General features: G+C 73.8%; 7 protein-coding genes and 2 pseudogenes. 5 read left to right on the top strand and 4 right to left on the bottom strand.

The window, feature by feature from the left end; genetic code table 11:
* The first annotated feature begins 123 nt into the window (after positions 1-123).
* Positions 124-315 carry a hypothetical protein gene (locus GHR20_RS22330; protein WP_111584361.1) on the top strand — a complete coding sequence of 64 codons (192 nt, stop codon included), beginning with the start codon at positions 124-126 and terminating at the stop codon, positions 313-315.
* Positions 316-426: 111 nt separating this feature from the next.
* On the opposite strand, the gene GHR20_RS22325 is transcribed toward GHR20_RS22330, so the two are convergent.
* The 4 genes and pseudogenes from GHR20_RS22325 to GHR20_RS22310 form a co-directional block, all read right to left on the bottom strand.
* The gene (locus GHR20_RS22325) at positions 427-1,305 is read right to left on the bottom strand and encodes a hypothetical protein (RefSeq protein WP_153814177.1); all 879 of its coding nucleotides are present in this window, start codon (positions 1,303-1,305) and stop codon (positions 427-429) included.
* A 306-nt stretch (positions 1,306-1,611) separates the two neighbouring features.
* Positions 1,612-2,718 (bottom strand): peptide chain release factor 2, encoded by a 1,107-nt coding sequence (gene prfB, locus GHR20_RS22320; RefSeq protein ID WP_148024621.1) that lies wholly within the window; start codon positions 2,716-2,718, stop codon positions 1,612-1,614.
* 46 nt (positions 2,719-2,764) lie between these two features.
* Positions 2,765-3,996: pseudogene (locus GHR20_RS22315) on the bottom strand (serine/threonine-protein kinase).
* 112 nt (positions 3,997-4,108) lie between these two features.
* A complete protein-coding gene (locus tag GHR20_RS22310) occupies positions 4,109-5,803 on the bottom strand; it encodes a serine/threonine-protein kinase (RefSeq protein WP_153814176.1) in 1,695 nt (564 codons plus the stop codon).
* Between the two features lie 424 nt (positions 5,804-6,227).
* Between GHR20_RS22310 and GHR20_RS22305 the strand changes: the two genes are divergently transcribed.
* The 4 genes and pseudogenes from GHR20_RS22305 (at position 6,228) to GHR20_RS22290 (ending at position 13,347) form a co-directional block, all read left to right on the top strand.
* Positions 6,228-9,500 (top strand): FHA domain-containing protein, encoded by a 3,273-nt coding sequence (locus GHR20_RS22305; protein WP_153814175.1) that lies wholly within the window; start codon positions 6,228-6,230, stop codon positions 9,498-9,500.
* 218 nt (positions 9,501-9,718) lie between these two features.
* Positions 9,719-11,094: pseudogene (locus GHR20_RS22300) on the top strand (ABC transporter substrate-binding protein).
* A 7-nt stretch (positions 11,095-11,101) separates the two neighbouring features.
* Entirely contained in the window at positions 11,102-12,445 is a 1,344-nt protein-coding gene (locus tag GHR20_RS22295) for a sugar ABC transporter permease (protein ID WP_153814173.1), read from the top strand.
* A complete protein-coding gene (locus GHR20_RS22290; RefSeq protein ID WP_153814172.1) occupies positions 12,442-13,347 on the top strand; it encodes a carbohydrate ABC transporter permease in 906 nt (301 codons plus the stop codon). The genes GHR20_RS22295 and GHR20_RS22290 overlap by 4 nt, the downstream gene beginning before the upstream one ends.
* Positions 13,348-13,381 lie beyond the last annotated feature (34 nt).

Raw genomic sequence — 13,381 nt, 5'->3', positions numbered from 1 at the left:
GCAAGACTTGTACGCTTTTGCCCCGCGCACGGCGCGACGGAAACTGGCACAGTGGGAGGGGAACGTTCGCGTTCTGGTGAGCGTTGTACGAAGTGATACGGCCGGTGCGAGGAGGGCGAGCGCATGACGTACGACCGGTTGGTGTGCGCGAACTGCGCGGCGCCCGTGAGCGAGGGCCGGTGCCCGGTGTGCCGTGCCAACCGCGCGCGTCTTCAGCAGGAGGGCTTCCTGGGCGGGGTCAACCCGATGGCGCTGATCGCGCTGCTCGCGGTGCTGATCGCCGCGGTGGCGCTGCTGGCCCACCAGACGGCCTGACCAGGTAAGAAGCGGCCGAGAAAAGCCCCAGAAACCCGTCAGGGCCCGGAGCGGATGCTCCGGGCCCTTGCGCGTGCGCCGGGTGCGCGGGCGGCTACCGCCCGGCTGCCGTCAGGCGGCCGCGCCGCCCCGGCCCGCCAGGCGCGGCAGGATACGGAAGCCGATGCCGCCGGCGATCATCGTCGCGGCGCCGATGACCAGGAACGTGGTCTGCCCGGCACCGGTCTCGGCGAGCTGCTTGCCGCCGGTCTGCGGCTGCGGGCTGTCCGACCCGGTGTTGGTGAGCGCCGAGGAGCCCTCCTCCTGGGTGGCGTTGTCGTTGCCGCCGCCCTGCGGGCTGTCGCCACCGGTGCCGGAGCCGCCGCCGGTGCCGCCACCGTGGTGACCGCCGCCGCCGGTGCCCCCGCCGTGGTGACCGCCGCCGCCGGTGCCGCCGGAGTTGCCCTGGCCGCCGGAGCTTCCGCTGCCGCCGGTCGTGGAGGGGTCGCCGCCCGTGGTGGACGGGTCGCCGCCGGTCGTGGAGGGGTCACCGCCCGTCGTGGACGGGTCGCCACCCGTGGTGGAGGGGTCGCCGCCCGTGGTGGAGGGGTCCCCACCGGTGGTGGACGGGTCCCCGCCGGTCGTGGAGGGGTCGCCGCCCGTGGTGGACGGGTCCCCACCGGTCGTGGACGGGTCCCCGCCGGTGGTGGAGGGGTCGCCGCCCGTGGTGGACGGGTCGCCGCCGGTCGTGGAGGGGTCACCGCCCGTCGTGGACGGGTCCCCACCGGTCGTGGACGGGTCGCCACCCGTGGTGGAGGGGTCCCCACCGGTGGAGTCGCAGACTCCCACCGGGTCGCAGGGGTCGTCGGCCTTCACACCGAGGTTGATCGGGCCCGCGTGGACATCGAGGTCCAGGGCGGAGGCCGCACCGGCGGCCGTCAGGGACGCACCGGCCGCGATCACGGCGCCCGCGGCTATCCGCGCGACCCGGATCCGCGTCTTCTTCGTCATATGGCTGCTACCCCCAGTAGCTGTTCGTCAAGGAGGCCGCGCGATGGGGCTGGCCGTGATCGACGGAGGCAGCTGACGAAGCCCGAATCAAGGTCGAGCGATTCGGCGCCCCCGGTTCACATGCTCCCCAGTTACACGCATGCCGCGCTCACCCTTCCGATTTTTCATAGCAACGTCAAGGGCGTTCTGGCCGCTTTGCCCGAACCGGAGGGCTTTCAGGGGGATTTGGCGCGTGTGACTGTGATGTAAAAGCCAGACAAAACAACAACTGCCGCCACTCGGGCGGCAGTTGTCATGTCGACAAAGTTACTTCTCCTGCTGCTTGCGCCAGCGAATTCCGGCTTCCAGGAAACCGTCGATCTCGCCGTTGAACACGGCCTCGGGGTTGCCGACCTCGTGCTCGGTGCGCAGGTCCTTGACCATCTGGTACGGGTGGAGCACGTACGAACGCATCTGGTTGCCCCAGGAGTTGCCGCCGTCGCCCTTCAGGGCGTCCATCCTGGCCTGCTCCTCCTGGCGGCGGCGCTCCAGCAGCTTGGCCTGGAGGACGTTCATCGCGGTGGCGCGGTTCTGGATCTGCGACCGCTCGTTCTGGCAGGAGACCACGATGCCGGTGGGCAGGTGGGTGATGCGGACCGCGGAGTCGGTCGTGTTGACGCCCTGGCCACCGGGACCGGAGGAACGGTAGACGTCGATCCGCAGCTCGGACTCGTCGATCTCGACGTGGTCGGACTGCTCGACCACGGGCAGCACCTCGACACCGGCGAAGGAGGTCTGGCGGCGGCCCTGGTTGTCGAAGGGCGAGATGCGCACCAGGCGGTGGGTGCCCTGCTCGACGGAGAGGGTGCCGTAGGCGTACGGCGCCTGCACGGAGAAGGTGGTCGACTTGATGCCGGCCTCTTCGGCGTACGACGTCTCGATGAGCTCCGTCTTGTAGCCGCGCTGCTCGGCCCAGCGCAGGTACATGCGCTGGAGCTTCTCGGCGAAGTCGGCGGCGTCGACGCCCCCGGCCTCGGCGCGGATGTTGACCAGGGCCTCGCGGGAGTCGTACTCGCCGGACAGGAGGGTACGGACCTCCATCTCGTCCAGCGCCTTGCGTACGGAGGCCAGCTCGGACTCGGCCTCGGCGCGGGTGTCCGGGTCGTCCTCCTCCTCGGCCATCTCGAAGAGGACCGAGAGGTCGTCGATGCGACCGCGCAGCGCCTCCGCCTTCCTGACCTCGGCCTGGAGGTGGGAGAGCTTGCTGGTGATCTTCTGCGCCTCGTCCGGGTTGTCCCACAGGGACGGGACCGCCGCCTGCTCCTCAAGCGCGGCGATATCTGCCCTCATCTTGTCGAGGTCCAGGACGGCCTCGATCGACTCCATGGTCGAGGAGAGGGACTTCAGCTCTTCGGATACATCGACGACTGCCACGGTTCAAGCGTAACGGCTGTGGCAAGCGACCTCCGCCGCGCCGGGGTCAGGGGGCGGACGACGTGGACGCCGGGCGCGGGGAGTCCGCCGGGGAGTCCGACGTCGCCCACCACGCGCCGACCGACACCAGCGCCGCCACCGCCACCCCGGCCACCCCCAGCGTGATCCGGCGCCGCCGAACCGCCGCGCGGTGTTTCGCCGAGCCCGGCCGGGGGGCTCCCGCCGGACGCGGTGCCCGGGCCGTGCCGTGCGCGCCGCCGGCCAGCTCGTCGGGGGCGGGCACCCGCATCGACGTGTGGGTGTCGCGGTTGGAGTCGGGCCGGGCGCCCTGGACGAGGGAGACCGCGCCCCGTCGTCGTACCGGCGCACCCCCCGCCGGAGCCGCGGGCGCCGCCGGTTCCTCCTCGGCCGCCTCCTCGGAGAGGTCCGGCTCGTCCACGTCCAGCGGCGGCAGCCCGGCCAGCGTCGGCAACTGCTCCCGCAGCCGCGCCGCCAGTTCGGACGCCCGCAGCCGGGAGGCGGGTGCCTTGGCGAGGCACTGCACGATCAGCTGCCACAGCTCCTCGGGGATGCCGGGGAGGGGGACCACCGTCTCGGTGACATGGCGGCGCAGCACCGCGCCCGGGTGGCCGCCGCCGAAGGGGGTGAAGCCCGCCAGCAGCTCGTACAGCACCGTGGCCAGCGCGTAGATGTCCACGGAGGCCCGCGGGGGCAGCCCCTCGACGATCTCGGGGCCAGGTAGTCCGGCGTACCGATGATCTTCGTGGCGCGCGTCCGGCGCGGCGCGTCGATCAGCTTGGCCACCCCGAAGTCGGTCAGCAGCGCGGGGTGCGCGCCGCCGGGGCCGAGCGGGCCCTGCATGTCGAGCAGCACGTTCTCCGGCTTGACGTCCCGGTGCACGACCCCCGCCGCGTGCGCCGCGGCCAGCGCGTCCGCGACATCGGCGACGATCGCCACCGCGGCCTCGGGAGCGAGCCTGCGCTCCCGTTCGAGGCGGGTGCGCAGATCGGTGCCGCGCACCAGGTCCATCACCAGGGCCAGGTCATTGCCGTCGACGACGAGGTCGCGCACGGTGACGATGTGCGGGTGCTCCAGCCCGAGCAGCGCCGTGCGCTCCTGGACGAAGCGCCCGACCAGCTCCTGGTCCGAGGCGAGGTCCTCCCGCAGCAGCTTGATCGCGACGGGACCCTCGGGCCCCTCGCCCAGCCACACCGTGCCGGCGCTGCCCCGTCCCAGGATCTGGTGCGCGGTGTACCGGCTGCCGATCTTCCGTGCCAAGACTGCTCCTACAGACGCGTGTTGTCGTTAAAACTACGCGTCCGGCGAGCCAACCTTCACCGCGGCGGCGGAAATCACCCGCCAGATGTCGACAAATCTCCAACCTGACGGGTCAGTTGCCGCCGCCCAGGTCCTTCATCCAGCGGCCCGCCTGGTTCGCCCAGTGGGACAGCTCGTGCCAGTAGCCGCGGCCCTGGCCGACCCAGGTGTGCAGCGGGGTCAGCTCCCAGATCAGCCAGCTCGCCACCACCAGGATGACGATCGTGAACAGGCAGCCCTTCAGGCAGCCGAGCCCGGGGATCTTCATCGGGTTGGCGCTGCGCTGCCGCGGCGCCCTGGGCTCCCGCGCGGGCCGCTGCGGCTGCGGCGGCGGGTCGTACTGCTGGGGCCGGCGCTGCGGCTGGTGCTGCTGCGGCTGCTGGGTCGCGTAGCCGTACCCCTGCTGATACCCCTGCTGGCCCTGGCCCTGCCCCTGCTGCCGGCCGCGCTGCTGCGGCTGCTGGGGGCGCGGCTGCGGCGCCTGCCGCGGCTGCTGCTGCGGGCGGGCCACCTGCCGTTGGGGCCGGTGGTGCAGCGGGTCGTCCTCCGGGGAGAGGTACTGGATCTGCGTCTGCTCATTGCGGTCCCGGGCGGCCCGCAGCTGGTTCTGCCAGGGGTGCGGCTGGTCGGGCCCGGCGCCCTGCGGTCCGGTGTTCGGGAGCACGGCCGTCGGATCGGCCGCGCCGGTGTGCGGCAGGACGGCGGTGGGGTCGGCGGCACCGGTGGGCCCCGCGGTGTGCGGCAGGACGCTGGTGGCGCCGTTCGGGTCGTACGAGCCCTGCGGGGACCCGGTCGGCAGCACCTGCGTGGGGTCCGCCGCGCCGGCGATGCCCGGCTCGCCCGGCACCGAGGTCGGGGCCGGGTCGGGGGCCAGCAGCGCGCCGACGCCCTCGGCCGCCGCGATCTGGGCGGAGTTCGCGTGCACCCCGATGCCCTCGGCGACGACCCGCAGGGCGCGCGCGAGGTTCTCGGCGCTGGGCCGCTCCAGGGGGTTCTTGCGCAGGCAGCGCTCGATCACCGTCCACAGCGGGTCCGGCACGGTGGAGGGCCGGCGCGCCTCGGCGCTGAGGTGCTGGTGCAGCACCTCCAGCGAGGTGGCGCCGGAGAACGGTGGACGGCCGGTGACCAGCTCGTACAGCAGGATGCCGGCGCCGTAGACGTCGACGGCGGAGGTCTGCGGGCGGCCCTCGGCGGACTCCGGGGCGACGTAGGCGGGCGTGCCGACGAACTCCTGGGTGCGGGTCAGGCCCGGGGAGTCGGCGAGGCGGGCGATGCCGAAGTCGGTCAGCATCGGGTGCATCTCGCCGTCCCGCTGCCGCAGCAGCACGTTGGCGGGCTTCAGGTCGCGGTGCACGACGCCGTCGCGGTGGCTCACGGCGAGCGCGTCGGCGACCTGCGCGGTCAGCAGGGCGGCGGCGACCGGCGTCAGGGGGCCGTTCTCGCGCAGGTAGCGGTGCAGGTCGGGGCCGTCGACCAGGTCCATGACCAGCGCCAGCAGCTCGCCCTCCACGACCAGGTCGCGGACCCGGACGATGTTCGGGTGGGTGAGCCGGAGCAGGACGGAGCGCTCGCGCAGGAAGCGCATCACGATGTCCGGGTCGCTCGCCAGCTCTTCCTTCAAGACCTTGATCGCGACCGTTTCGCCCGGCTGGCCGGCGACGGCCGCCTCCGCGCCCGCGGTCTCGCGCTGGCGGGCACGCCAGACGGTGCCTGTGGCGCCGCGTCCGAGCGGCTCCTCAAGCAGGTACTTGCTGCCGACTGGCCGCACGTCACGCGCTCCCTGCTGCTTGCTGATGCTGCTTGCCTGCGTTCCGGATGTTCCGCACCACTGTAGTGGGGCCGGGCGGGACGCCACGTAAGCGTTCCCGGGCGGGCTCGAAGGAAAGACGCGTGTCGTTCGTCCGTGGTTGCCCGAAGCCGGTGGCAGCGGCCGCGAACAGCCGTCAAGCCGACGGAAGCCAACGGAAGCGGCCAGAAGAGGGGACGTGGCCGATCTCAACTGATCGCCTTCGTGGTCCATGTCAGGCACTTTTGGGGTCAGAGCCGACCAATCAAGATCACTTCGCACCGGGTGGCGGGCGCGGTGTCGGCGGCAGGTGCGAGGATGCTCCGAGTACTGGCCGACGTGCTCGTGTGGGGTGGGGGGTAGTCCGCGCCCGCGCAGACCCGCGCAGAAGGGACCGCTGACGCCGATGCAGATCCGGCTGACCGTCGTAGACCCGCCGGGCCCGCCCCCGCAGCGGGGCACGAGCCGCGACGTGCTGGTCACGGCGCCCGCGGGCACCGACCTCGCCGCGGTCGCGTCCGCGCTGGCCGGGGCGGTCACCGGGGAGGGCGCGGGCCGCGACACCGGGGGCGCGGCGGTCGTGCTGTACGCCGGCGGGGAGCGGCTGGATCCGCGCCGCGCCGTGCTCGGGGAGCCGCCGCTGGTGGACGGCGCCGTCCTGGCCCTGGGCGCGCCCCTGGCCGCCGAGCCGCATCCCGAGCTGGACGACGCGCCCACCCAGCTGCATGTGGTGGCGGGGCCGGACGCGGGCGGGGTCCATCTGCTGCACGGCGGCCGGATCACGGTCGGGCGCTCCGCGGACGCGGACGTGCCGCTGGACGATCCCGATGTGTCGCGGCTGCACTGCGCGGTGACGGTGGGCGCGGACGGCCGGGTGTCCGTGGCGGACCTGAATTCCACGAACGGTACGACGCTGGACGGCACCCGCATCGGGGACCGGGCGGTGCGGGTCCCCGCCGGGGGCCTGCTGCGGATCGGGGAGTCGGCGCTGCGGGTCGCGCCCGGGGGCCCGCGGGTGCGGGTGCCGGTGGTCGCGGACGGCGAGGGCTGCCTGCGCGTCGCTCCCGGCGCGGACACGCCGGACGCCGGGTTCCCGTCCGCGCCGGTCGCGGGGGCCGGGGCCGGTCCACTGGGTCCGCAGCCGCCGTCGGGCGCCGCGGCGGACACCGGGCACGCCTACGGCTCCGCCTCCTGGGGCGTCGCGGACGCGGGAACCGCAGGACGGGACGGCGACACCCACGCGGGCCGGTTCGGGGTCGGCGGCGAGACGCAGAGCGCCCGGCGCCGGGGCGGGCTCGGCGCCTGGGCCCGGCGGCTGGCCGGGGGGCGCGCGGAGCCGGCGGACGGCGCTGCGCCGTACGGCGAGGGGGTCCCGGCCGTCGGCGCCCCGGACACCGGGGTTCCGCGACGGCCCGACACCTGGCCGGACCCCGCCGCGCTGCTGCTCACCGCGCTCGGCCCCGGCCCCCGGCTGTGGGAGCGCGGCCCCGGCCACCCGGAGGCGCTGGCCGTGCGGCTCGGCACCGCCGACCGGAGCGCGCCGGACGGCTCGGGCCTGCTGCCCGCCGTGCCGGTGACCGCCGCGCTGCGCGAGACGGGCGCGCTGGGCCTGGCCGGACCCCGGCCCCGGCTGTCCGGGCTGGCCCGCGCGGTGCTGGCCCAGCTCGCCGCGCTGCACTCCCCCGATCTGCTGGAGATCGTGCTGATCAGCGCGGACGGCTCCCGCCCGGTGGCGGAGCGCGCGGCCGAGTGGTCCTGGCTCGGCTGGCTGCCGCATGTCCGGCCGAACCACGGCCAGGACTGCCGCCTGCTGCTGGCCTACGACCGCGAACAGGCCGCCGCCCGCGCGGAGGAGCTGCTGCGCCGGGTGGACGACCTCACGGCGCGCGGCGCGGGGACCGCCCGGCCGCATCCGATCCCGGCGCAGAGCACGGGGAGTTCGGGAGCCCGGTCGCGCCCGGGGCCGTACGACACCCCGCCGATCCCCCACCAGAGCCAGGCCCCCGGCACGCCCGGCACGCCCGCCGGTCCCCTCGGCGGTCCGGCCCCCGGCACCCTCTCCCCCGCTTTCGGCACGCCGCCCCGGGTCCCCCGCCGCCCCTCCTGGGCCAAGGACGAGGCCGAGCTCGGCGGCACCGGCTTCCCCGGCCCCTACACGGTGGTCGTGGTGGACGGCGACCCCGGCGGGACCGGGCTCCAGGAGGCCCTGGCCCGGCTCGCCGCGGTGGGCCCCCGGGCCGGGGTGCACGTGCTGTGCCTGGCGGAGGTGTCCGCGTCCTCGGCGTCCTCCCCGGTGGCCCGTACGTACGACGCGGCGTGCGCCGTGACCCCGACGCTCCGGCACTGCGGGGCCGTGGCCCTGCTCAGCGGCGATGTGGCCGGCACCCTCCAGCTGATGCGCGTCGCGCCGAGCGGGCCGGTGTCGCCCGGGGTGCCCGCCACCGTGGACGCGGTGTCCCCGGCATGGGCGGAGCGGTTCGCGCGGGCGCTGGCCCCGCTGCGGCCGGACGGCCCGGCCGGTGCCGGGCACGCGCGGGTGGCGGCGCCGCTGCCGCAGTCGGCGCGGCTGCTCGACGAGCTGGGCCTGGCCCGGGCCACCCCGGCCTCGCTGATGGCCCGCTGGGCGGACGCGGCCGACGATCCGGCGGCACTGGGCGGCCGGGCGCGTGCCGTGCTGGGCGCCGGTCCGCACGGCCCGGTCACCGCGGACCTGGTGACCGACGGACCGCATCTGCTGATCGAGGGCCCGGCGGGCAGCGGCCGTACCGAGCTGCTGCGGGCCCTGGTGGCCGCGCTGGCCGCGGCCGAACGCCCGGACCGGCTGGGCGTGGTGCTCATCGACGGCCGGGACGGCGTGGGCACCGGCAACGGGCGCAACGAGGGGCTGCGGGTCTGCGTGGAGATACCCCATGTGACGACCCACCTGATCGCCAACGACCCGGTGCGCATGCGGGAGTTCGCGCAGTCGCTCACCGCCGAGCTGAAGCGGCGCGCGGAGCTGCTGGGCCGGACCGACTTCGCGCAGTGGCACGCGGGGCGGGCGGCGCCCGGCCGGATCATCGCCCAGCGCACCCCGCCCGGCGCGGGCGACATCGAGGCGCCGCCCAGCTCCACGCTGCGGCTGCGTCCGGGCGCGGCGGCACGCCAACGCGCCGAGGCGGTACCGCCGTTGCCCCGGCTCGTGGTGGTCGTCGACGATCTGGACGCGCTGGTCTCCCCCGCGCTCGGCGCCCCGGGCCGGCCCGCCGCCGGTTCGGTGACCCGGGCCCTGGAGGCGGTGGCCCGGGAGGGCGAGCGGCTCGGCGTGCACCTGGTGGCGGCGGCCGGCACGGACGGCCGTACGGCGGACAGCGAACCGGCCCGCCGGGCGACCCTCCGCATCCGGCTCGCGGCGCCCCAGCAGGGTCCCGACGAACCGGCCCCGGGCCGGGGCGAGTTGGTGCACCTGGACGCCCCTTCTGTGGCGTTCCAGGCGGGCCGGGTCACCGGCCGCATCCCGCGCACCGCGACCCAGCGCCCCACGGTCGTCCCGCTGGACTGGCACCGCATGGGCGATCCCCCCACCCGCCGCCCCGTCCGCGAACTCGGCAACGGCCCCACCGACCTGGCCCTGCTGGCCAGTGCCGTGGAACGCGCCGCCCGCCAGGTCGCGGCCACCCGCGCGCCCTCGCTGCTGTAGGCGCCGGTCAGCCCCAACTCGCCCTGGATCACGGCGCATACGCTCCTGATCACGACCCGGTCACGATCACCCCTTCCCGGACGCAGGCGCTCTTGCCCCGCCTCCACGGCCCGCGTACACCGGAGCGCACGGACAGTGTTCCGGCGTTCACCATGCACGGACGGCGAGGGTGCGCGGACGTGCGCGGTGCGCGGCGGAGAACGACGAACGGGGAAGTGATGCACAGCAGGAGCAGCACCATCCGGACCGGCCGGGCCGCCGGCGCGGTCGCCGCGTTGCTCGCGGGGGCCTTGTACTCGGCGCGTGCTCCGGCGGGGGCGGCGACGACAAGGGCGGCAAGGGGAGCGCGCCGTCCACCGGCGGCTCCGTGTCCCTGCCCAAGCTGGACGGCGCGCATCTGGAGATCGCGGCCGTGTGGACCGGGCAGGAGCAGACGAACTTCAAGAAGGTCCTGGCGGAGTTCGAGAAGCGGACCGGCGCGAAGGTCACCTTCGTGCCCGCGCAGGACCCGATCATCAACTTCCTCGGCTCCAAGATCGCGGGCGGCCAGCCGCCGGACATCGCGATGCTGCCGCAGCCCGGCGCCATCAAGCAGGCCGTGGACAAGGGCTGGGCCAAGCCGGTCGGGCCGGACGCGCTCAAGGAGGTCCAGAAGAACTACTCGCAGGGCTGGCAGGACATCGGCAAGGTGAACGGCAAGCAGTACGGCGTCTACTACAAGGCCGCCAACAAGTCGCTCATCTGGTACAACGCCAAGGTCTTCGAGAACGCGGGCGCCAAGGAACCCACGACGTGGAAGGACCTGCTGACGACCGCGCAGGCCGTCTACGACTCCGGGGTCACGCCCTTCTCGGTGCCGGGCGCGGACGGCTGGCCGCTGACGGACTGGTTCGAGAACGTCTATCTCTCGCAGGCCGGGCCCGAGAAGTACGACCAGCTCGCCCAGCACAAGATCAAGTGGACCGATCCCTCGGTGAAGCAGGCGCTGCGGACGCTGGCGCAGATCTGGGGCAAGAAGGACTACCTGGCGGGCGGGCAGGACGGCGCGCTCCAGACCGAGTTCCCGAACTCGGTCACCCAGACCTTCACCGGCGGCGACCAGCCGAAGGCCGCGATGGTCTACGAGGGCGACTTCGTGCAGGTCAACATCGGTGAGACCAAGGCGAAGGTGGGCACGGACGCCAAGGTGTTCCCGTTCCCGGCGGTCGGCTCCAGCGCACCCGTGGTCTCCGGCGGCGACGCGGCGGTCGTACTGAAGGACTCCAAGGCGGCGCAGGCCCTGATGACCTTCCTCGCCTCCCCGGACGCGGCCACCATCCAGGCCAAGCTGGGCGGCTACCTCTCGCCGAACAAGAACGTGCCCGTCTCGGCGTACCCGAACAGCGTCCAGCAGAAGATCGCCAAGTCGCTGATCGCGTCCGGCGACGACTTCCGCTTCGACATGTCCGACCAGGCCCCGCAGGCGTTCGGCGGCACCCCCGGCAAGGGCGAGTGGAAGGACCTCCAGGATTTCCTGAAGAACCCGGGCGACGTCGCGGGCGCCCAGGCCGCGCTGGAGAAGGACGCGGCGGCCGCGTACGGAAGCGGGAGCTGAGCCGGCGATGGCGTCGGCAGCGGCGGCCGGGGCCCCACCGGGTCCCGCCGCGCCCCGCGCGCGCAAGAGCGTGACCGGCACCCGCAGGGCCGTGGCAGCGCTGTTCCTGCTGCCCGCCCTGGTGCTGCTGGGCGCGCTCGTGGTCTACCCGATCGGGTACTCGGTCGTCCGCAGCTTCGGGACCGACTCCGGTCACGGATTCGCCGGTTTCGACAACTACAAGACGGTCTTCACGGACGACGGCATCCTCACCGCCCTGAAGAACAACGTCATCTGGGTGGTGTTCGCGCCCGCCGTCTCCACCGCGCTCGGGCTGGTCTTCGCGGTGCTGACCGAACGGGTGCGCTGGGGAACGGCGTTCAAGCTCGTCGTCTTCATGCCGATGGCGATCTCGATGCTCGCGGCCGGGATCATCTTCCGGCTGGTGTACGACCAGGACCCGGACAAGGGCGTCGCCAACGCCGCGTGGGTGTCGGTGCACGACACCTTCGCGCGGTCCTCGGCGTTCCCGATGGCGCACCCGGGCCGCGAGTCGCCGCTCGTCCCGCAGAACGGCGGCTTCGTCACCAAGGCGGTCGTACACGCCGGGCGGCCGGTCACCCTGCCGCTCGTCGGGGTCGCCCCGGACAAGATGCCCGGCGACGCGCACCGGGCGGCGGCCGCGCACGCGGAGCCGGGCAAGGTCACCGGCACCACCTGGCAGGACTTCACCCGGGGCAAGGGCGTCGGCCGGCTCGGCGCGCCCGACCCCTCCGAGCTGGGCTATCCGGGGATGCGGATCGAGGCGGTGCGGGACGGCAAGGTCGTGGCGTCCGCGAAGGCGGCGGCGGACGGCACCTTCACACTGCCCGCGGCGGCCGACGGGGCACGGCTGCGGCTGCCCGCGAGCAACTTCCGGGAGCCGTACAACGGCGTCGAATGGCTCGGCCCCTCCCTGGTCACCCCGGCGATCATCGGCGCGTACGTCTGGATGTGGGCGGGCTTCGCGATGGTGCTGATCGCGGCCGGGCTCGCGGGCGTGCCCCGGGAGCTGCTGGAGGCCGCGCGGGTGGACGGCGCCACGGAGTGGCAGGTGTTCCGCAAGGTCACCGTGCCGCTGCTCGCACCGGTCCTCGCGGTCGTCGCCGTCACCCTGATGATCAATGTGCTCAAGGTGTTCGACCTCGTCTACATCATCGCCCCCGGCTCCTCCCAGGACGACGCGAACGTGCTCGCCCTGGAGCTGTACCGCAGGGGCTTCGCGGAGGGCCAGCCGGGTGTGGCGAGCGCGATCGCGGTGTTCCTGCTGCTGCTGGTGATCCCGGTGATGCTGTTCAACATCCGACGGCTCAGGCGGGAGGTACGGCGATGACGGCACTCGCCACCGATACACACGGGACGACCCCACCCGCCGCCCCGGCCCGGCCCTCGCTCGGCGCCCGGATCACCCGCGGGCTGGGCGGCCCCCTGGTCCGCGTCCTCCTCGTCTTGGTCGGCCTGTTCTGGCTGGTGCCGACCATCGGCCTGCTGATCTCCTCTCTCCGCTCCCCGGACGACATGAGCGCGAGCGGCTGGTGGACGGTGTTCACCAAGCCCTCCCAGCTGACCTTCGGCAGCTACCAGAAGCTGCTGGAGAACGGCGACATCACGCACTCCCTGCTGAACACGGTCCTGATCACGGTCCCGGCGACCGTCCTGGTCGTGGTCATCGGCTCGCTCGCCGGATACGCGTTCGCCTGGATGGAGTTCCCGGGCCGGGACTGGTGGTTCCTCGGCGTGGTCAGCCTGCTGGTGGTGCCGGTGCAGGTGGCGCTGATCCCGATCGCCGAACTCTTCGGGAAGGTCGGCCTGTTCGGGACGATCCTCGGCGTGGTCCTGTTCCACACCGGCTTCGGACTGCCGTTCGCGGTGTTCCTGCTGCGGAACTTCTTCGCGGAGATCCCCCGCGAGCTGCTGGAGGCGGCCCGCCTGGACGGCGCCGGCGAACTGCGCCTGTTCGCCCGCGTGGTGATGCCACTGGGCGGCCCGGCCATCGCGAGCCTCGGCATCTTCCAGTTCCTGTGGGTGTGGAACGACATGCTGGTCGCCCTGGTCTTCACCAAGTCCGGCACCCAGCCGATCACGGTCGCCCTCCAGACCCAGGTCCGCCAGTTCGGCAACAACATCGACGTCCTGGCACCCGGCGCGTTCATCTCCATGGTGATCCCCCTGGCCGTGTTCTTCGCGTTCCAGCGGCAGTTCGTGTCGGGGGTGATGGCGGGGGCGGTGAAGTAAGCCTGACGGATGTGGCCGACGGCCCTGGTGCCCC

The organism is Streptomyces sp. SUK 48 (assembly GCF_009650765.1).
Taxonomy (GTDB): Bacteria; Actinomycetota; Actinomycetes; order Streptomycetales; family Streptomycetaceae; genus Streptomyces.
The sequence above is the reverse complement of the archived record's forward strand: the minus strand, read 5'-3'. Positions and strand labels throughout refer to the sequence as shown.

Coding starts and splice junctions, on each gene's coding strand:
- GHR20_RS22330 (WP_111584361.1), top strand. CDS start 124: ATGACGTACGACCGGTTGGTGTGCGCGAACTGCGCGGCGCCCGTGAGC.
- GHR20_RS22325 (WP_153814177.1), bottom strand. CDS start 1,305: ATGACGAAGAAGACGCGGATCCGGGTCGCGCGGATAGCCGCGGGCGCC.
- GHR20_RS22305 (WP_153814175.1), top strand. CDS start 6,228: ATGCAGATCCGGCTGACCGTCGTAGACCCGCCGGGCCCGCCCCCGCAG.
- GHR20_RS22295 (WP_153814173.1), top strand. CDS start 11,102: ATGGCGTCGGCAGCGGCGGCCGGGGCCCCACCGGGTCCCGCCGCGCCC.
- GHR20_RS22290 (WP_153814172.1), top strand. CDS start 12,442: ATGACGGCACTCGCCACCGATACACACGGGACGACCCCACCCGCCGCC.